The organism is Streptomyces diastatochromogenes (genome assembly GCF_002242805.1).
Taxonomy (GTDB): Bacteria; Actinomycetota; Actinomycetes; order Streptomycetales; family Streptomycetaceae; genus Streptomyces; species Streptomyces diastatochromogenes.
The window spans coordinates 66187-85033 of the sequence record NZ_MCGQ01000030.1; the positions used below are offsets into that span (position 1 = coordinate 66187).

General features: G+C 71.7%; 17 protein-coding genes. 8 read left to right on the forward strand and 9 right to left on the reverse strand.

The features are described 5' to 3' along the window. Positions 1–29: 29 nt before the first annotated feature. Positions 30–2342 (reverse strand): FdhF/YdeP family oxidoreductase, encoded by a 2313-nt coding sequence (locus BEK98_RS31350; protein ID WP_244202079.1) that lies wholly within the window; start codon positions 2340–2342, stop codon positions 30–32. A gap of 192 nt (positions 2343–2534) precedes the next feature. Between BEK98_RS31350 and BEK98_RS31355 the strand changes: the two genes are divergently transcribed. After that, positions 2535–3014, forward strand: a complete 480-nt coding sequence (locus BEK98_RS31355; protein WP_094220095.1) for a GreA/GreB family elongation factor — start codon at positions 2535–2537, stop codon at positions 3012–3014. 19 nt (positions 3015–3033) lie between these two features. Here the strand turns inward: BEK98_RS31355 and BEK98_RS31360 are convergent, their stop codons facing one another. After that, positions 3034–3966 (reverse strand): Dyp-type peroxidase, encoded by a 933-nt coding sequence (locus BEK98_RS31360; protein ID WP_094220096.1) that lies wholly within the window; start codon positions 3964–3966, stop codon positions 3034–3036. A gap of 102 nt (positions 3967–4068) precedes the next feature. Next, the gene (locus BEK98_RS31365; RefSeq protein WP_094220097.1) at positions 4069–4701 is read right to left on the reverse strand and encodes a DUF1345 domain-containing protein; all 633 of its coding nucleotides are present in this window, start codon (positions 4699–4701) and stop codon (positions 4069–4071) included. Positions 4702–4820: 119 nt separating this feature from the next. On the opposite strand from BEK98_RS31365, the gene BEK98_RS31370 reads away from it, so the two are divergent. From BEK98_RS31370 to BEK98_RS31390, 5 genes are all read left to right on the forward strand, one after another. After that, positions 4821–6608 (forward strand): FUSC family protein, encoded by a 1788-nt coding sequence (locus BEK98_RS31370; protein ID WP_094220098.1) that lies wholly within the window; start codon positions 4821–4823, stop codon positions 6606–6608. A gap of 169 nt (positions 6609–6777) precedes the next feature. Continuing rightward, on the forward strand, positions 6778–7512 hold the full coding sequence (locus BEK98_RS31375; RefSeq protein ID WP_094220099.1) for an aquaporin: 735 nt from the start codon (positions 6778–6780) through the stop codon (positions 7510–7512). 172 nt (positions 7513–7684) lie between these two features. Next, entirely contained in the window at positions 7685–9037 is a 1353-nt protein-coding gene (locus BEK98_RS31380; protein ID WP_167444298.1) for a uracil-xanthine permease family protein, read from the forward strand. A 38-nt stretch (positions 9038–9075) separates the two neighbouring features. Continuing rightward, the gene (locus BEK98_RS31385) at positions 9076–10485 is read left to right on the forward strand and encodes an amidohydrolase family protein (protein WP_094220100.1); all 1410 of its coding nucleotides are present in this window, start codon (positions 9076–9078) and stop codon (positions 10483–10485) included. Beyond that, on the forward strand, positions 10482–11192 hold the full coding sequence (locus BEK98_RS31390) for a sulfite exporter TauE/SafE family protein (protein ID WP_094220101.1): 711 nt from the start codon (positions 10482–10484) through the stop codon (positions 11190–11192). The genes BEK98_RS31385 and BEK98_RS31390 overlap by 4 nt, the downstream gene beginning before the upstream one ends. A 229-nt stretch (positions 11193–11421) precedes the next feature. On the opposite strand, the gene BEK98_RS31395 is transcribed toward BEK98_RS31390, so the two are convergent. Then, positions 11422–12525: a LacI family DNA-binding transcriptional regulator gene (locus tag BEK98_RS31395; RefSeq protein WP_094220102.1), complete on the reverse strand. Its 1104-nt coding sequence runs from the start codon at positions 12523–12525 to the stop codon at positions 11422–11424. A gap of 74 nt (positions 12526–12599) precedes the next feature. Then, the gene (locus BEK98_RS31400) at positions 12600–14093 is read right to left on the reverse strand and encodes a long-chain-fatty-acid--CoA ligase (protein ID WP_094220103.1); all 1494 of its coding nucleotides are present in this window, start codon (positions 14091–14093) and stop codon (positions 12600–12602) included. A 159-nt stretch (positions 14094–14252) separates the two neighbouring features. On the opposite strand from BEK98_RS31400, the gene BEK98_RS31405 reads away from it, so the two are divergent. Then, entirely contained in the window at positions 14253–15434 is a 1182-nt protein-coding gene (locus BEK98_RS31405) for a PucR family transcriptional regulator (RefSeq protein WP_244202080.1), read from the forward strand. A 132-nt stretch (positions 15435–15566) separates the two neighbouring features. After that, complete coding sequence (locus tag BEK98_RS49140) at positions 15567–15722, forward strand: DUF6131 family protein (protein ID WP_094220104.1); 156 nt, start codon at positions 15567–15569, stop codon at positions 15720–15722. A gap of 31 nt (positions 15723–15753) precedes the next feature. Here BEK98_RS49140 and BEK98_RS31415 read toward each other — a convergent pair whose 3' ends face one another. The 4 genes from BEK98_RS31415 to BEK98_RS31430 all read right to left on the reverse strand — a co-directional run bounded on the left by BEK98_RS31415 (position 15754) and on the right by BEK98_RS31430 (position 18762). Then, on the reverse strand, positions 15754–16158 hold the full coding sequence (locus tag BEK98_RS31415) for an SRPBCC family protein (RefSeq protein WP_094220105.1): 405 nt from the start codon (positions 16156–16158) through the stop codon (positions 15754–15756). After that, on the reverse strand, positions 16155–16619 hold the full coding sequence (locus BEK98_RS31420) for a MarR family winged helix-turn-helix transcriptional regulator (protein ID WP_094220106.1): 465 nt from the start codon (positions 16617–16619) through the stop codon (positions 16155–16157). The genes BEK98_RS31415 and BEK98_RS31420 overlap by 4 nt, the downstream gene beginning before the upstream one ends. Before the next feature lie 113 nt (positions 16620–16732). Beyond that, on the reverse strand, positions 16733–17020 hold the full coding sequence (locus BEK98_RS31425; protein ID WP_094220107.1) for a DUF1905 domain-containing protein: 288 nt from the start codon (positions 17018–17020) through the stop codon (positions 16733–16735). A 101-nt stretch (positions 17021–17121) separates the two neighbouring features. Continuing rightward, positions 17122–18762, reverse strand: coding sequence for a sigma-70 family RNA polymerase sigma factor (locus tag BEK98_RS31430; protein ID WP_094220108.1), 1641 nt, complete (start codon positions 18760–18762; stop codon positions 17122–17124). Positions 18763–18847 lie beyond the last annotated feature (85 nt).

Here is an 18847-nt window from a genome sequence, read left to right on the forward strand (position 1 = left end):
GCCGGTGGGTCCCTGAAGGCACCGCCCCCTCAAGCGGCGGGTTCGATCGTGACCTTGACGTGCTTCATCAGGGGCTGGTCGCTCTGCGTGCTGTAGTCGCCGAGCGCGCACAGCACGTTCATCTCCGGCATGTAGCCGGCGGCGCAGCCGCGGGGGATGTCGTAGGGGATGGCGAGGAATCCGTTGAGGTGACGGTGGCTGCCGTCCTTGGCGGTGCTGGTGATGTCGACCGGGTCGAACTCGGAGATGCCGCGTTCCCGCATGTCGTCCTCGTTCATGAAGACGAGCGTGCGCAGGTTCTTGACGCCCCGGTAGCGGTCGTTGTCGGAGTAGATGGTCGTGTTCCACTGGTCGTGGGAGCGCATGGTGCCGAGGGCCAGGGTGCCCGGGGCGGGGACGACGTCGGGCAGCGGGGCTGCGGAGAACTCGGCGCGTCCTGTGGGGGTGAGGAAGACCAGTTCGCGGGCGGGCTGCTTGATGCGGAAGCCGAGCGGCAGGCGCACCCGGCGGTTGCAGTCCTCGAATCCGTCGAGCACCTGGGCCATGGTGTCGCGGATACGGTCGTAGTCCTCGATGTACCACTCCCAGGGGGTGTCGCTGTCCGGGAGTGCGGCGCGGGCGATGCCGGCGATGACGGCGGGCTCGGACAGCAGGTGCTTGGAGGCGGGGCGCTTCATGCCGACCGACAGGTGGACCATGCTCATCGAGTCCTCGACCGACGTGGCCTGAACGCCGCCCTTCTGGTGGTCCTTCTCGGTCCGGCCCAGACACGGCAGGATGAGGGCCTGCCGGCCGTGGACCAGGTGGCTGCGGTTCAGCTTGGTGCTCACGTGGACCGTGAGGTCGCAGGAGCGCAGCGCCTCGTAGGTGTACGGGGTGTCGGGCGCGGCGAGGGCGAAGTTGCCGCCCATGCCGACGAACACCTTCACGTCGCCGCTGTGCATGGCCTGGATCGTGCCGACGGTGTCCAGGCCGTGCTCGCGGGGCGGGTCGATCCCGCAGATCTCGGCGAGGCGGTCCAGGAACTCCTCGGCGGGCCGGTGGTCGATGCCGCAGGTCCGGTTGCCCTGGACGTTGCTGTGCCCGCGCACCGGTGAGGGACCGGCGCCCTCGCGGCCCAGATTGCCGCGCAGCAGAAGGAGGTTGACGATCTCCCGGACGGTGTCGACGCCGTGCTCGTGCTGGCTGATACCGAGGCACCAGCTGAAGATGGAGCGGTCGGCGTCGCGGTACACGCGCGCGGCCTTGAGGATGTCGTCGCGGCTGAGACCTGACTGGTGCTCGATCTCCGCCCAGGGGGTCCCCTCGCACAGGTCCCGGTACTCGTCGAAGTAGGCCGTGTGACGGTCGACGAACTCCTGGTCGACGGCCTTGGGATCGGTCCTCGCCTGCTCCAGGACCGCCTTGGCCATGCCGCGCAGCAGCGCCATGTCGCCGCCGATGCGCGGCTGCAGGTTCAGGGTGCTGGTCCGGGTCGTCTTGAGGAGGGCCATGTCCGTGAAGTCGTGCGGCACGATGGTGCGCGTGGCGGCCGCTTCGACCAGCGGGTTGACGTGCACGATCTGGGCGCCGCGGCGGTAGGCCTCGGCGAGGGCGGTGAGCATCCTGGGCGCGTTGGAGGCCGCGTTGACGCCCATGATGAACAGGGCGTCGGTGGTCTCCCAGTCCTTGAGGTCGACGGTCCCCTTGCCGGTGCCCAGGGACGCCTCCAGGGCGCGACCGCTGGCCTCGTGGCACATGTTGGAGCAGTCGGGCAGGTTGTTCGTGCCCAGTTCGCGGGCCATCAGCTGGTAGAGGAAGGTGGCCTCGTTGCCGAGGCGGCCGGAGGTGTAGAACGACGCCTGGTTCGGGTCGTCCAGTTCGCGCAGGGTGCGGCCGACCAGCTCGAAGGCGTCGTGCCAGCGGATCGGGACGTAGTGGTCCGAGTCGGGGTCGTAGACCATCGGCTCGGTCAGCCGTCCCTGGTCCTCCAGGTCGAAGTCGCTCCAGCCGAACAGCTCCGTGACCGAGTGCGCGGCGAAGAAGTCGCGGCCGACCCGCTTGCCGGTCATCTCCCAGGTGACGTGCTTGATGCCGTTCTCGCAGATGTCCAGGTGGAGCCCTTTGGTGTCGTCGGGCCAGGCGCATCCCGGGCAGTCGAACCCGTCGCCCTCGTGGTTCATCCGCATGATCGCCCGGGGCCCGTCCACCAGGGCGCCCTCGCGCATCAGCACCTGGCTCACACTCTTCGCGGCGCCCCAGCCTGCGGCCGGGTGGTGGTACGGGTGGAACTCCGGCTCCTCCTTGGGGACAGGACCGACCCGGGGCTCCCGGTGCTTCTGGTCGTGCTCGGAGATGGCCACGGCTCTCACTCCTTCGGCACACGGAGGCCGGTGGTCGTCGCTCTTCCTCGGGCGTCGTCGCTCTTCCTCAGGCTATGCCGAGGGGTGATATGCAGCACCTCGACTAACATGACCGAAAGATCATGCTTTCAGCCATTTCTTTCGTTACCCCCACACCTGTTCTTTCCTCTCCCCCACACCTGAGGAGCACGCATGACCAGCGAACCCGAGCCGATCAGCGAGGTTGCCCGTCAGGCGCTCGAGAAGGAACTCGCAGAAGTCCGCGCCGAACGCGCATCGGTCGCGGCGACTCTGCGCGACGGTGACACGACCGGCGACCGCGCCGACGAGGCCGACGAGTTGCAGCGCGTCGACGCGCTGGATCGCCTGGACGCCCGTATCTCGCAGATCACCACGCGACTGCGGCAGGCGGCCGAAGCGGGCCGGCCCTCCACGGATGTGGTGGGTGTCGGCAGCACGGTCACCGTGCGCTTCCAGGACGGCACCGAGGACACGTTCCAGATCGGCGCGACGGCGGAAGTCCTGGACCCCACGCTGATCACGGCCGACAGTCCGCTGGGGCACGCGCTGCTCGGCCACCGGGCCGGCGACTCGGTGAGCTACCGCGCACCCGAGGGACGGCTGACCGCGATGGTGGTGTCCCTCGGCGGGGCACCCGGCGGACAGGGCTGATCAGAAGCCGGGTTCGGACTCAGCCGGGAGCGGCGGGCAGGTCGTCCAGAAAGGTGACGGTCGGTACGTGGAACAGGCACCCCGTCATCGCCGTCGAGTAGTCCAGGATGCGGTCGTGCGCGGCTCGGCCGTCGCCGAGGAACATGTGCCTCAGCATCTGCTCGGTCACGTCCGGAGTACGCGCGTAGCCGATGAAGTACGTGCCGAACGCGCCCTCCGCGAGGCTGCCGAACGGCATGTTCTCGCGCACGATCCTGCGCTCGTCGCCGTTCTCGTCGGTGATGGTGTTGAGCGCCACGTGGGAGTCGGCGGGCTTGATGTCGTCGGGAAGTTCGACGTTGTCGAGCTTCGTCCGGCCGATGACCTTCTCCTGCCGGTCCGGGGACAAGACGTTCCACGCCGTCATGTCGTGCAGGTACTTCTGCACGATCACATAGCTGCCCCCGGTGAAGTCGGGGTCCTCGTCGCCGATGGACACCGCGTCGGCCGCGACCTGCCCTTCGGGGTTCTCACTGCCGTCCACGAACCCGAGCAGGTCGCGTTCGTCGAAGTACTTGAAGGCATGGATCTCGTCCACCACCGTGACCGCGCCGCGCAGCCGCTCCATGACCAGCCGGGCCAGTTCGAAACACAGGTCCATGCGGCGGGCGCGCACATGGAAGAGGAGGTCTCCCGGGGTCGCCGGGGCATGGTGGCGGGGGCCGTTCAGTTCCGCGAACGGGTGCAGCTCCCGTGGGCGCGGTCCCCCGAAGAGCCGGTCCCAGGCCTCCGATCCGATGCCGACGACGCAGGTGAGCCGGTCGTCGGGTGCGCGGAAGGCGACCGAGCGGCGCAGACCCGAGACGTCCTCCAGCAGGTCGCGGACCGCCCCCTCGCCACCCGGATCGACCGTGACCACGAGGAAGACGGTGGCTCTGGCCGGTTCGACGACCACGGCCTGTGACTCGGGCACGAACCGGCCCCCTTCTGCGCTGGTCCCGGATTTCGATGGTCCCTGATTTCGATGGTTCCTGTTCTCATCCTGCTGCGTACGGCGCGGAACCGCGCGAGGACGTCAGCCGGTGACGAGGCCCGCGACGAGGTTGATGGCGGTGGCGAGAATGCTGGTGCCGAAGACGTACGACAGGAGTGTGTGCCGCAGCACGATCGCGCGGACGGTCGTACTCGAGACGGAGGTGTCCGACACCTGGTAGGTCATGCCGAGGTTGTAGCTGAAGTAGAAGAAGTCGCGGTACGCGGGCTGCTGGTCGGAGTTGAAGTCGATCCCGCCTCCGGCGGCGTAGTAGACGTAGGCGTAGCGGGTGGCGTACATCAGGTGCAGTGCGGCCCAGGCCATGAACACCCCGAACAGCGCCATCGCGGCACCGACATGGCCGGTGTCGGAGGCGCCGAGCAGGAGCAGCAGCACGATCGCGACCAGTCCGCACGAGGCGACGGCCACGACCACGAGTTCCTCCCCGACGGGCCGGAAGTCCTCGCGTCGGGCGTTGCGATGGGTCGCCGCGGCGTCCATGGGCCACAGCACCGCCCAGCCGGCCACCACGAAGGCGAGTTGGGTCACGGCGATCCCGGCCAGCGCACCCAGCAGCTCCCGGGACGACAGTCCGACGGCCACGCCGACCGCGGCGCCGAGGAGCACCGCGCCGGCCAGGCGGGGCACGGCGTCCAGCGGCAACCAGGTGCTCATGCGCCACCAGGGTAGTTCCGTCGCCGCCGGCCGGCCCGCCGGAGCGCGCCGTCCCGGGCAGCGGCATGCGGCCGCCCGCTGACCGCGCACCCGGCCGGAGCACGGGGTATACACCGAGCATGCCGGGTTTGCGTCGATTCTCCCCTCCCGTGCCTGGGCACGGCTGGCGCAGCTCGGTCGCCGGCGCGGGGCGGGCTCTCTCCCCGCGCGGTGCGCTGACCCTGCACGACGCGGACGGAGCGCTGCTGTTCGCCGTGCGGGCCGCCCTGGCCATGGGGCTGGTCGCCGTACCGATCGTGGCTGCGGGACGGCCCGATCTGGCGGTCTACGCCATGCTCGGATCCTTCACCACCACGTTCGGCCGCAATCTGCCCTATGCCCGTCGCGCCCGGGTGCTCGCGGTGGTGGCCGTGGCCATGACGGCGTGCGTGGGCTGTGGGTCTGCGCTCGCGGTGTGGGCCCGCCCCGGGGAGTCGGCGGCCGGTGCCGCCGTGGTGGCAGCGGCGACGGCCGTGGTCGCGGGCGTGGCGAAGTACGTCTGCGATGCCACCCGGCTCGGCGGGCTCGGCGCGGTGCTGCTCCTGTTCTCGTTCGCGGTGGCGGCCAACGCCTCCGCCACGTGGGCCGAAGTGCTCCCCCACACGGCGCTGGCGGCGGCCGGGGCGGCGTTCGCGTGGCTGTTGGCGGTCTCCGGCCGGTTCGTGCATCCCGAGCGGCCGCAGCGCCTGGCGGTGGCCATGGCCCTGCGTCGGCTCGCCGAGGTGCTGGAGGCGTCCGCGGCGGGGGACGTACCGCGGCAGACCCGGCACGGCGCCACCGTCGCCGTCCTGCACGCGTACCAGTGCCTCGGCTCTCCGCCGCCGGCTCGGACTCGGAGCAGAGGGCCCGGCCCCGACGCGGTCTTCCTGCGTCTGACCGACCTGTCCTGGACCCTGCTGGTCGGCTCCGCGCGGGGTGCGCCCGGTGACCCGGCCGCGACGGCCGTGCAGCTGCGCCGGCAGGCCGCCCTCCTCGCCGACCGGCGCCGCCGGACCCCCGCCGTGCTGCGTGAGCTGCCGTTCCTCCCTACGGCGTCGCCGTTGCCGCAGGCCCGGGACGGTGGGGCCGGATGCGCGGCGGGGTCGGCCGCGGCGCGGGACGACGCCGCCGCGCTGCGTGCCACGGAGTTGCTGGTCGGGCGGCCGGGCGGCCCCGACCACCTGGCCGTCCTGGCCGTGCCCGCGCTGCGGATGGCCCTGGGCACCGGCGTGGCGGGCGGGCTGGCCGTCCTCCTGCACCTGGAGCACGGCTACTGGGCGGCGATCTCGGCCGCCGCCGTGCTGCATTCGGTCAATCTGCGTACGACGGCCCAGCGTGCCGTGCAGCGCACCCTGGGCACGCTCCTCGGGCTGCTGATCGCGCTCGGCGTGCTGGCCGCGCACCCGGAGCCCATGGCACTCGCTCTGGTCATCGCTGCCCTGGAGTTCCTGCTGGAGTTCGTGGTGGTCCGCAACTACGGCCTGGGGGTCGTCTTCCTGACCCCGATGGCGCTGCTGCTGAGCGACCTGGCGGCGCCCGCACCTACCGGCGAACTGGTCCTCGACCGGGTGGTCGGCAGCGTGGTGGGGATCGGCACGGGGCTGCTGTGCGCTCTGCTGGTGGTGCACGACCGGGCCGCGGTACGGGTGGAGCGTGCGCTGGACGCGTGCGTGGCGGCCGCCGACCGGGCCGAACGGTCACTGGGCCGTGCCGGCGAGCCGCCGCCCTCGCTCGTCCAGGTGCGTCTGGCGGTGGCGGTCGTGGAACTGCGCGACGCCGATGACGCCGCCGCCGGTGAGCTGTGGCCGGCCGGGATCGACCCCGCCGAACTCGCGGCCGCGGAGAAACGCGCCTACGTTCTGCTCGACCGGCTGCATCACCATCGCTGAGGCGTGACCGTGCCGTCGAGCACCGTGCGGCGCGACCGTTGCGTCGAGCACCGCGCAACCGACGAGAGATCCCGGGCAGGATGGGGTTTTCCTCCACTGTCCTCGCGCTCGGGGGCACACCCAGACTGCCTGTCATGACGCATCAGACGCATCAAGCGCCGTACATCGCATGACCGGTTCCCTCGCCCGCCGCGTCGCCGCCGAGGCGGTCGGGACCGGGCTGCTCGTGGTCGTGGCCGTCGGTTCCGGGATCCAGGCCACCCAACTGTCGCAGGACTCCGGTGTGCGGTTGCTGGCCTGTTCGCTCGCCGCCGTGTTCGGCCTGGGCGTGCTCATCACGCTGCTGGGGCCGGTGTCCGGCGGGCACCTCAACCCTGCCGTCACCCTGTCCGCCTGGTACGCCGACCGCCGTCGGAGCACCGGACCGACCCTGCGGGAGGTGGCCGCGTACATACCGGCGCAGGTGGCCGGGGCGATCGGCGGCGCGGTCCTGGCCGACGCCATGTTCGCCCGGCCCCTGGTGAAGCTCTCCACCCACGAGCGGTCCGCCGGACACCTGTGGTTGGGCGAGGTCGTCGCCACCGCCGGGCTGATCCTGCTCGTCCTCGGCCTGCAGCGCACCGGCCGTGCCCGGCTGGTACCGGCCGCGGTGGCCGCCTACATCGGGTCCGCGTACTGGTTCACGTCCTCGACCTCCTTCGCCAACCCCGCGCTGACGATCGGCCGCGTCGTCACCGACACGGCCGCCGGGATCGCCCCCGCCTCCGTCGTCCCGTTCGTCGCGGCCCAACTGCTCGGGGCCGGGCTCGGACTGGGCGCCGCGACGCTGCTGTTCGGGCGCCCCGCGCACCCGGGAGACGACAACCACGCCACAGCCGCACGGACAGAGCCCGCCCCGCTCTGACCGACCGCCCGACCGGCCGGAGTCGCAACAGACGACTCCGGCCGACCTCTTGACCAACCCGTGTTCCGTACCGCCATACTGGCGGCCAAATCGATGTGGCCAAATCGATTTGGCCGCCGTCCACGGCCGGATCGTCGAGGCCTGAGCCGAGCGAGCCGAACGGAGCCCGCGCGTGTCCAGTCCCGTACACCCCGTCGACGAGTCCCGCCCCCTCGGACGGATCCTCCTCTTCGGCGTCCAGCACGTCCTCGTCATGGCGGCGACGCCGATCTCCGCGATCTTCCTGATGAGCGCCACCCTCCGGCTGAGCCCGCAGCTCACCGTCGACCTGCTCTCGGCGGCACTGCTGCTGTCGGGGATCGGCTCACTCGTGCAGTCCCTCGGGCCCTGGAAGTTCGGGCCGCGACTGCCGTTCGTGATGCTGCCCGGCGGTGCGCCGCTGATCCTGTTCATGGCCATCGCGCAACAGCACGGACTGCGCACGGCCACCGGCGCGGTCATCCTCACCGCGGCCTTCACCTTCCTGGTGCTCCCGCTGTTCTCACGGCTGCTGAAGTTCTTCCCGCCGCTGGTCATCGGCACGATGATCGTGATCGTCGGCGTGAACCTGGTGCGGGTCGGGGCGCTGCTGGTCACCGGCCAGCCCGGCACACCCGGCTTCGGGGATCCGGCCCGCCTCGGGCTGGCCTTCGCCACGATCGGCCTGATCGTCGCCTTCACCCGGCTGCTGCGCGGGGTCCTGCGGCAACTCGCCGTCCTGCTGGGCCTGGTCGGGGGCACGGGCCTGGCCTTCGCGGTCGGCCAGGTCCATCCGGGCGCACTGCTGGCGGGCCAACTGGTCAGCGTGCCGAGGCCGTTGCCCTACGGTGCGCCCGTCTTCGACGTCCTCGCCGCGCTGCCGCTGATGCTGTACAGCGTGGCGTCGATGGCGGAGGCGACCGGACAGACCGTCATCAACGCGGAGGCGGTGGGCAAGGACATCGACATCCGGTCCGACGTGCCGCGGACGGTGCGCGGGGATGCCCTGACGTCGTTGCTCGGCGGATTCCTCGGGCTGCCGCTGATGGTCACCAGCGGCGAGAACATCGGCATCGTGCGGGTCACCGGTGTACGCAGCCGGTATGTGACCGCGGCCGCGGGCGTCGTACTGGTCCTGCTCGGCTTCCTCACGCCCGTCGCGCGGGCGATCAGTGTGATGCCCTCGGCCGTGGTCGGAGGCGCCGCGATGGTCGTCTTCGCGGTGATCACCGTGCTGGGCGTGCAGATGCTGCACCGGGCCCGGCTGCAGGACCACACGTCGATGGTGACCTGCGCGGTCGCGCTCGCGCTCGGGTTGCTGCCGATCCTGGTTCCCGGGGTGTACGCCGGCTTCCCGTCCGGCGTACGGATCCTGCTGGAGAGCGGGGTGGCCGTGGGCGCGCTCGTCGCCGCCGTCCTCAACGTCCTCTTCCACCACCTGGGGCGCCGCACCTCGGACGCCGGCGCGCTGCCTGCCGAGGTGCCCTCCCCGGCCGCCCACGCATGACCGGCCGCCCCGTCTGCCCGCCCGAAGTACGGAGAACCATGACCGACCTGTCCCCCGACCAGCTCCGGCATGAGGCGCTGCTGCTGGTCCCCGACGCGACGCTGACACCCGAAGGTCCCAGGGACCTGCACGCGGTGGTGGTGCGGGACGGCACGTTCCTCGATGTCGGACCCACCGAGCGGATCGTCCGCACGTACCCGTCGCTGACCCCCGTCCGACTGCCCGGGCACGTGCTGATGCCGGGATTCGTCGACGCCCACCACCATCTGACGCAGGGTTTCGGCGGTGCGCTCGCCTTCGGGGAGCCGTCGGAGATCTTCCGCCGGGTGTGGGTGCCGCTGGAGGGCGCGCTCGACGAGGAATCGGCGTATGTCGCCGCGAAACTGGCCGCGTTGGAGTCGCTGCGGGGTGGGTTCACGACGGTCGCCGAGGCGGGCACCCGGGCCGCGGTCGACGTGGACGTGGTGGCCTCGGCGACGCGCGATGCGGGCATCCGCTGCGTGCTCGGACTCGTCTGCAACGACGCCTCGGACGGCACCGACGAGGACACCGACCCGCATACCGTCCTCAGCGCCGCCGAGAAGCATCTGGCGCGCTACGGCAGCGACGACCTCGTCCACCCCTCGCTCGCCGTCTCCGTGCCGGAGGCCGCGACCACCGGCACCCTGGCGGCCACCGCGCGGCTCGCAGCCGAGGCGGGCCGCGTCGTGCAGATCCATGTGAACGAACACCTCGTCGCCGTCGAACGCTCCCTGGTACGGCAGGGGCTACGACCCCTGGAGTATCTGCACCACGCGGGCGCGCTGGGCCCGCAGTTGCTGGCCGCGCACGCGACGCTGCTCACCCCGTCCGAGGTCACCCTGCTCGCCGACAGCGGGGCCGCGGTGAGCTACAACCCGGTCGCCAGTGCCTGGAAGGGCAACGCGGTCGCCCCGGCCACGACGTTCGCCGAGCGCGGCATCCGGTTCGGGCTGGGCACGGACGGGACCCGGGGCGACGGCTTCCGGCTCGCGGACGCGGCGGAGTTCGCGCAGCGGCTCGGCTACGGCCTGGCCAGCGGGGACTCCTCCTGCGGCGCGGGCTGGACCTGGCTGGACCGGGCCACCGCGGGCGGCGCGGACGCGGCCGGTCTCGGTCGGCTCACCGGACGGGTGACGGTCGGCGCCGCCGCCGACTTCCTGCTGGTGGACGTCACCGGGCCGGAGATGCAGCCGTCCTGGGACCGGCCGTGGGAGCTGGTCAGACGCGGCAACCGGGACCAGATCACCGCCGTGTTCGTCGCCGGGCGGCTGCGGTTGTGGCGGGGCTGGCCGTTGGACTGGGACGGGCCCGGGCTGGTCCGGCGGGCTGCGGAGCTGGCCCCGCAGGTGGTGCGGCGCGCCCGGATCACGCGGACCCATCCGACGTCGGCGGCGGTGTGGCCGCAGGGCCGGGACGGTGGGCGATGAGCGGCGGTGCGCTGACGGTGCTGGCGCTGGCCGTGGCAGCGGCCGCGTTCGTGCAGGGGACCAGCGGGCTCGGGTTCGCGCTGATCGTCGCTCCGGTCGCGGGGCTGCTCGATCCGGGGCTGCTGCCCGGGTTCGTCCTCACCGCGATGATCCCGCTCAATCTGTACGTCGCCTGGCGGGAGCGGCACAGCCTCGACCTGCGCGGTGCCGGGTGGATCACGGCGGCGCGGCTGGCGGCGACGCCGGCGGGGCTGGCCCTCCTGTGGGTGATCCCCGAGGGCGATCTCGGGGCCGTGGTCGGTGCGTCGACGGTGCTCGCCGCGCTGGTGAGCCTCTTCGTGCCCGCCTTCACGCCAGGGCGCGGTGCCTATCTGGGCGCGGGAGTCCTCACGGGGCTGACCGAGACGGCGACCGGCGTGGGCGGCCCGCCGCTCGCCCTCGTCTACCAGCACCGGCCGCCCGGTGAGCTGCGCGCCACGGTCGCCGTCTGCTTCCTGGCCGGCGAAATCGCCTCGCTCGCCCTGCTGTTCGCCACCGGGCGGGGTCATCCGGCGGACGTGGGCCGGGCGGCATTGCTACTGCCCGCTCTGGCGGCGGGGGCATGGCTGAGCCGCCTGGCGCACCGACGCGTCGACGCGAAGAGAATGCGCGGCTTCGTCCTCGTCTTCGCCCTGGTGTCGGGGGTGGTTTTGATGGCGGGGGCCTGACGCGACGCCAGGCGGGAGGGGGCGGATTCAGCTCGTAGGTGTGTGCTGACCCGTGACTGTGCTCGGGAGGGAGGGGGCGGATTCAACCAGCAGGCGTCAACTGGTCCGTGACCGTGCCCCCCTTCGTCCCCGTCTGCGGCTGACGCAGGGACGAGACCTCGTCTTCACCCTGGTGTCGGGGGGCCTGATGGCGGGCGCCTGACGCAACGTCAGGCAGTAGCGAACGGATTCAACCCGCAGGAGTCCGCTGACCCGTGACCGTGCCCTCTTCCGTGGCCGTCGGCGGCTGACGCAAGGACGAGGTGCGGAGGACGAGGCCGGGCTCCGGGGCGGGCACCCCGCGTCCGGGCGTCGGCGTCTCGTCGTCGGCGGGTGTCTGGCCACTCAGCCGTGCGAGCAGCAGTTCCACCGCGGCCGTGGCGGCCCGGTCCAGGCGTAGGTCGACCGCGGTGAGGGGTGGTTCGCAGGTGCGGGCGCGCAGGCCGTCGTAGCGGGTGACGACCAGCACGTCGTCGGGGATGCGCCTGCCCGCGTCCCGCAGCGCCCGTACCGCCCCTACGGCGAAGGCGTCGACGAGCACGCACAGTGCGTCGATGCCGGGGTGCTCCGCGAGGAGCGCGGCGCAGCGGTCGTACCCGGCCTGCTCACCGTCGGCCTCCGGCGCGGTGGCGACGAGCGGTGTCCAGCCGTGCGCGAGCGCCGCGCGTTCGTAGGCGGCGCGGGCGTCGAGTGAGGAGTGGCGGGTGCTCTCGCCCACGATGAGCGCCGGGCGTCGGGCCCCCTGGGCGCGCAGGTGGTCCAGGAGGAGTTCGGCCACGCGGCCGCCGTGCAGGTCCACGTACGGGGCGTCGTCGTCGGGGGCGGTGGGCCGGCCCAGCGCCACATAGGGCAGCCCGCGCTCCCGCAGCTGGGCCACGGCCGGGTCGTCCGCCTCGGGCTCGACGACGATCGCCCCGTCGATGTCGACGGAGTACAGCGCGGACCCGGACTGCACGGGCGGGATCAGCACGAGCGCGTACTCGTGGACGAGGGCCCGTTCGGCCGCGGCGGCGGCCACCTCCATGTAGAAGCCGAGCCGGGAGGGGCCGCCGGCCACCGCGAACGGCATCGAGGAGACCAGCGCGATCGCCCTGGCCTGGCCCCGCCGCAGCCGCTGGGCCCGGAGGTTGGGGCGGTAACCCAGTTCGGCGGCGACCCCCTTGATGCGCTCGCGGGTCCGCGGATCGACCTTGCCGATGCCGTTGAGGGCGTGGGAGACCGTCGTCCGCGAGACCCCCGCCGCCTGGGCCACATCGGCGATGGTGGGCCGGCGGGCGCCCTGGGACATGGTCATGCGCCCATCTTCGCAACCGCCGCGCCCAGGAACCACCCCCCTCCCCGTCACCGGGTCGGTGGACGGGAGCAGGCTCAGTGCACGGGAGCCGAGATCTCCCGCTTGAGGATCTTGCCGCTCGGGCCCATGGGCAGCGCGTCCACCAGCCACACGTGGCGCGGATACTTGTAGGCCGCCACCCGGTCCCGCACGTACTCCTGGAGTTCCGCGGGGCTCGCCTCGGCTCCAGGGCGCAGGACGACCGCTGCCGCGATCTCCTCGCCGAGCCTCTCGTCGGGCACGCCGACGACGGCCGCGAGGGCGACGGCGGGGTGCTCGTGCAGGACCTCCTCGATCTCGCGCGGGTAGACGTTGTAGCCGCCGCGGATGATGAGGTCCTTCTTGCGGTCGACGATGTACAGGTAGCCGTCCTCGTCCTGCCGGGCCAGGTCGCCGGTGCGCAGCCAGCCGTCGGGAATGGTGGCGGCGGTCTCCTCCGGGCGGTTCCAGTAACCCTTCATCACGTTCGGTCCGCGCACCGCGAGTTCGCCGACCTCTCCCAGGGTCACGTCCCGGCCGGTGTCGTCGAGCAGCCGCACCTCGACGTCCCGGATCGGGGTCCCGATGGATCCGGGCTTGCGCGGGCGGTCGGAGTGGTTGAAGGAGACGACCGGGCTGGTCTCGGACATGCCGAAGCCTTCCAGCACCATGCAGCCGAAGCGCCGCTCGAAGCCGTGCAGGATCTCCACCGGCAGGGACGCGCCGCCCGAGACGCACATGCGCAGGGTGAGGACGCCGGTCTCGTCGGCACCCGGATGCTGGAGCAGCGCCGCGTACATGGTGGGCACGCCCGCGAAGACGGTCGCGCGCTCGCGGGCGATGGCGTCGAGCACGGTCTGCGGATCGAACCGGGGCACGAGGACGAGCGCCGCACCGCTGTACACCGCGACACTCATCGTGCAGATCTGCCCGAAGATGTGGAACAACGGCAGACAGCCGACGATGACGTCCTCGGAGGTCATCTGCATCACGTGGACGACGCTGACCTCGGTGTTGTGGCGAAGTCCCGCGTGGGTCAGCGAGGCGCCCTTGGGGCGGCCGGTGGTGCCGGAGGTGTAGAGCAGTACGGCGACGTCGTCGCCGGCGACGGTGGCGATCTCGTACTGCGGCTCCAGCCGCGCCAGGTCGGCGGCGAAGGCGGCGGGTTCGACCGCGATGTGCCGTACTCCGGCCGCGTCCGCGCCCTGGGCGCCCTCACCGGGTGCCTGGTGCCACTCGAAGAGCAGCACGGCGCCGGAGTCGCGCAGGTGGTACTCGGTCTCCCGCGCCTTGAGCAGCGGGTTCATCGGCACCACGATGCCGCCGGCGCGCAGGATGCCGTAGTACAGGACGACGAACTCGGGCGTGTTCGGCAGCATCAGCGCGACCCGGTCGCCGGCCCGCAGGCCCTCGGTGCGCAGCAGGGCGGCGGCCTGGGCGCTCAGCCGGTCCAGCTCGGCGTAGGTGGTGGTCGCCGTCCCCAGCCGCAGGGCGGCGTTCTCGGGGTGCCGGCCCGCCGTCTCCGCCAGGAATTCCGCCAGATTGGCCATGATGCCTCCTCGCATGCATGCTCGCTGCGCTCGCCGGGCTCCCCCGCCTGCGCTCACGGCATGGTCGCCTCCGTGCCCGGGGGCGTCCATGGCCGCGCGGACAGCTCACACTGCCAGGGATTGTTCCGGGAGACAAAAAGCACGCCGTACGCTGCACGTATGAGTCTCTCGGACGTGAGTGCGGCCCTGCAGGGGCGGCTGCCGGAACTGGGCGAGCGGATGGCGCGGCGCATCCGCGCGGAGGTCGAGTCCTACGCCGACGAGTCGCTGATCCCCTTCGCGTCGCTGCGGGAGTCCTGCACCGCCAACGCGGACCAGTTGCTCGGGCGTTTCGCGCTCGACGCGGAACCCGATGTGCGGCCCGCGGACCAGACCGGTCGTCTCCGGGCCGAGCAGGGCGTGCCCCTCGCGGACACACTGCACGCCTACCGGATCGGGTTCGAGTACCTGTGGGCGCAGATGGTCGACGAGGCCCAGCGGCATCCGGGGGTCACGGACGCCCACCTGGTGGCGGGTTCGTCGGAGATCTGGGCGCAGTTCGGTCGTTACGCGGAGGCTGTCGCGGCGGCCTACCGGGAGGCCAGCGCCGAGCTGGCGCTCCAGCGCGAGGCGCGCCGCTCGGCGCTGGTCGAGGCGCTGTTCACGGGCGCGCTCGCGGACCGGACGACCCTGTGGGAGACGGCGCGGCAGCTCGGTCTGCCGGAGCGGGGACCGTACGCGGTCGTGGCCGCCTCCGTGCCGGATCCGGGCGGGGAGTCGCTGCCGGGTATCGAGGCGGACCTGCGGCAGACCGGTGTGCTGTCCGCCTGGCGGCTGCTGCCCGGCGAGCAGATCGGGCTGCTCTCGCTGGCCCATCCCGACGCCGAGGCGCTGACCCGTCGGGCGCTGCGGCACCGTCAGGCACGGGTGGGGGTGAGCCCCCGGTTCGACTCGCTGCGCGACACACCGCAGGCGCTGCGCTTCGCCCGGCTGGCGCTGGCCGGGCTGCCGGGCGACGGACCGGGGGTGGCCCGCTTCGACGACAGTCCGCTCGCCATGCTGGTCGCCGCCGCGCCTGCCGAGGCGGCACGCCTGGTCGAGGTCGTCCTGGGGCCGGTGCTGGAGCTGCCGGCGCCCGAGCGGGCGCGGCTCCTGCAGACGCTCGGGCACTGGTTCACGGCCGGGGGTGTCGCCGCCGAGACGGCGAACCAGCTCTTCATCCACCCGAACACGGTGCGCTACCGGCTCCGGCGGATAGAGAAACTGACGGGCCGTTCACTCGCCGACCCCGCCGCCCTCGCCGACCTCGGCTCCGCCCTGCACGCGCTGCGACTCGTTCCGCGGTCTGCGAGCCGCGGCTGAAGGTTCCTGGTCGGCCCCTTCCGTTACGGCGCCATTTCAGCGGCTCGAAGATTTCGGAACCGCGCATGGGATTGTCCGCTGTTTCGGGGCACTCGCAGAGAGGAAACTTCCGGTATCAGCAGGAGGCACATCATGCTTGTCCTCGGAATCATCCTGCTCATCCTCGGATTCGTCTTCGGCATTTCGATCCTGTGGACCATCGGCATCATTCTCGTGGTGATCGGCGCGGTCCTGTGGATCATGGGCTCCATGGGCCACGCATTCGCGGGCCGACGACATTATTGGTGAGCGTCGATGGTCACCAGCCGCTCGAACGTGGTCACTCCTGGGTTTCCAGGAGTGACTTGAGGGTGGACAGTTCCGTGTCGACCAGGGCGATCTGCTCGTCGAAGAACTGGTCGCTGAAGCCCGGCGGCTGATAAAAGGTGATCATGAATTCGGCTCCGTCGCCGTTGGCGACGACGCGGGCGGGGACACGCCAGGACGCGGTGTCGTCCAGGTAGTCGTGGTCCAGGATGCCGAACTCGGCGTCGGCGCGCAGGCGGAGCCGGGCCGGGCCCACCGGGGTGGACATGGCCCACCATTCGGGGTCCTCGGTGGGCTCGATCGACTTGATGTTGACAACGGCCCACTTCGGCCAGTTCGCCGGGTCGGCCAGGAAATCGAAGACCTCGGCGACGGGGCGGTCGATGCTGACGGTCTTGGTGCGAGAGCGCGCGATCATGACGACTCCTCAGGGGTGTGATGCGAGGGCGCGGGGTGGGGTTCTCCCACGAGGCGGCGGATCCAGCTCTCCAACTGGTCTCGCTGCGGGGACTGGAGCGAGCCGAAGAAGTAGGCGTCGTTCCGGTCGGCGAGGCCGGCCAGCACCGGGACCAGCGCGCGGCCCTCTTCGGTGAGGACGAGCAGCACGGTGCGCCGGGAGGCCGGGTCGGGTTCGCGCCGGATCAGGCCCTTGGCGACGAGGCGGTCCACGAGCCGGGAGACGGCTCCGGGGTCGATGGCCATGTGCTGTGCCACCGCCTTGGTGGTGGTGTGACCGTGGAACACGCTCGCCATCACCCCCCACTGGGAGACGGTGACGCCATGCCTGCCGATCTCGGCTTCGAAGCGGGCGTGGACCTCGTCCGAGAGCCGCCGCAGCCAGTAGCCGAGGTGGTCGTGCAGTCCGTGTGTCGTAGTCACACATCCATCGTGATTGCCTAGGCAACTGTTGTCAAGACAACTATCAGCGTGTGCGGAACACCCGCAGATCAGGGTCGGCGAAGGCCGGCCGCCCGGGAACCCGGCATCCGGCGCTAGAGACGCACGGCCATCTCCACCGTCACGTCGTCGCCCTCGGCGAGACCCTGCGGCTTGCGCACGGCGTTCTTGAGCGGCAGCAGGTAGGAGCCGTCCTTCGGGAAGAGCGACGTCGTGAAGGTGGTCTCGCCGATCCGGGCCTCGACGGGAATCACGCCCCAGCCGTACGAGGCCGCCGTGGCCACCTCGCGGATGTCGGCGGACTCCTCGTCCGGCACGGCGACGAAGTAGAAGGGCGACGGCCCACGCCACTCGATCACACGGCCGGAGAAGACGAGTTCCATGAGGTCGGGTCCCGTTCGTGGAGGAGGGCAGGGCCCGCTCAGCGTACCCGCGGTGCCACGACCTCAACGGCTCCTGAACGGATGCCAGTTGCCTCCGGCGGTCAGAGCTTGGCGCCGAAGTCCTGGGTCCACCAGGGGCCGCCCGAACCCTTGTGGACGCCCACGCCGATGTCCTTGAACGAGCAGTTGAGGATGTTGGCCCGGTGGCCGGGGCTGTTCATCCAGGAGTCCATCACGGCCTGCGGGGTCTGCTGGCCCTGGGCGATGTTCTCCCCGTACGTGGACCAGCGGTAGCCCGCGGCGGTGATGCGCTGCCCGGGGTCGGCGCCGTCCGGGTTGGTGTGGTCGAAGAAGTTACGGGCGGCCATGTCGTCGGAGTGGCCCTGCGCGGCCTTCTCCAGTTGAGGATCCTCGGTGAGCGGTCCGCAGCCGGCGGCCGCGCGCTCCTTGTTCACCAGCGCGACCACCTGCGTCACGGTGTCCGAGGGGGTCGACTGGGCCCGCGGTGTGCTCGGCGCGCTCTGCGGGGGCCGAGCGGACCGCACGGGAGCGGACGCGGACTTCTTCGCCGGGTGGGGCGTCTTCTTGGCACTCTTCGCCTTCTTCGAGGCCGACGGGGACGGCGTCGGAGAGGCCGAGGGCGACTGCGAGGTCTCGACGACGCGGGGTGCGGAGAGGTCCACCACGGGATCGCCGGCGGTCCGCGCGGCGGTCGCCCCTTCGTTCCCCGACCCGGCGTCCGTCCCGAAGTACCAGAGGCCGCCGCCCGCGACGCAGGCCGCCACGACGGCACCGCCGACGGCCCGGCGCCGGATGCGCCGACGCCGACGGGCCTCGCCCCGGGAAGCCGACCGGCCGCGTGCGGCGCGCCGGCCGGACGCCGGGCCCGTACCGGTGTGGCCCGCGGACGCGTCCAGCCGGGACGCCGAGCCGGCCATGGCCATCCCGCCCGAGGCGGGTCCCATCTTCGCCAGCAGCGCGGTCGACACCGCGACCAGTGCCAGGCCGGCCAGCAGTCCCTCCGCGGGCATCAACCCGCTCCACAGGCCGGAGCAGCGCGCACAGCCGCGGGCGTGCCGGGCTATGCGCTTGCGCCACAGCGTCGAGGGCCGGCCGTCCCAGGAGGCCAGCACGCCCTGCAGTTCCGCGCACAACGGTTGTGCGTCCAGCGCCCGTACCACCACGCGGGCCGCCTCCAGCTGAGCCTTCATCCGCTGTACGCGGACCGCGGTGTGCTGGGGCGACAGCTCCAGGGCCGCCGCCACCTCGCCGCGGGTCAGCTCACCGGCGCACTCCAGCCACCACAGTGACAGCAGTCCCCGGTCGTCCGGCTCCAGCCAGCGGGTGGCACGCGCCGTCTCCTGGCGCTGGCCGGACAGCTGCAGTTGCACCATCGTCAGATCCACGAAGTCCGCACCCGGATCGGCGAGTTCCTCGGCCTCCTCGACGGCGCCCGTAGCGACCTGCCGGTCCTGCCAGTGCGCCCGCACCTGGTTCATCGCGATCGCCACGAGCCAGGAGCGGAAGCTCTCGGGAGTACGCAGACCACCCAGCGCGTCCAGGGCGCGGAGCATGGTCTCCTGCACCACGTCGTCGACATCGACCGAGCCGTTCAAAGCACGTCCCACGATGTTGTAGACCAGCGGGAGGTACGCGCTGACCAGGGCGTCCTGGGCCGCCGCGTCACCCGCCCGGGCAGCGGTCACCAGTGCCGCCGACTCCACCGTGTGCTCAGTACTCATCAATCGCTTCCCTGTCCTCGATGCCGAACGGTGCTGTCCGATATCTGGGAGACAGCTCGGCGAGCCCCCGATAACAGTTCTTCGG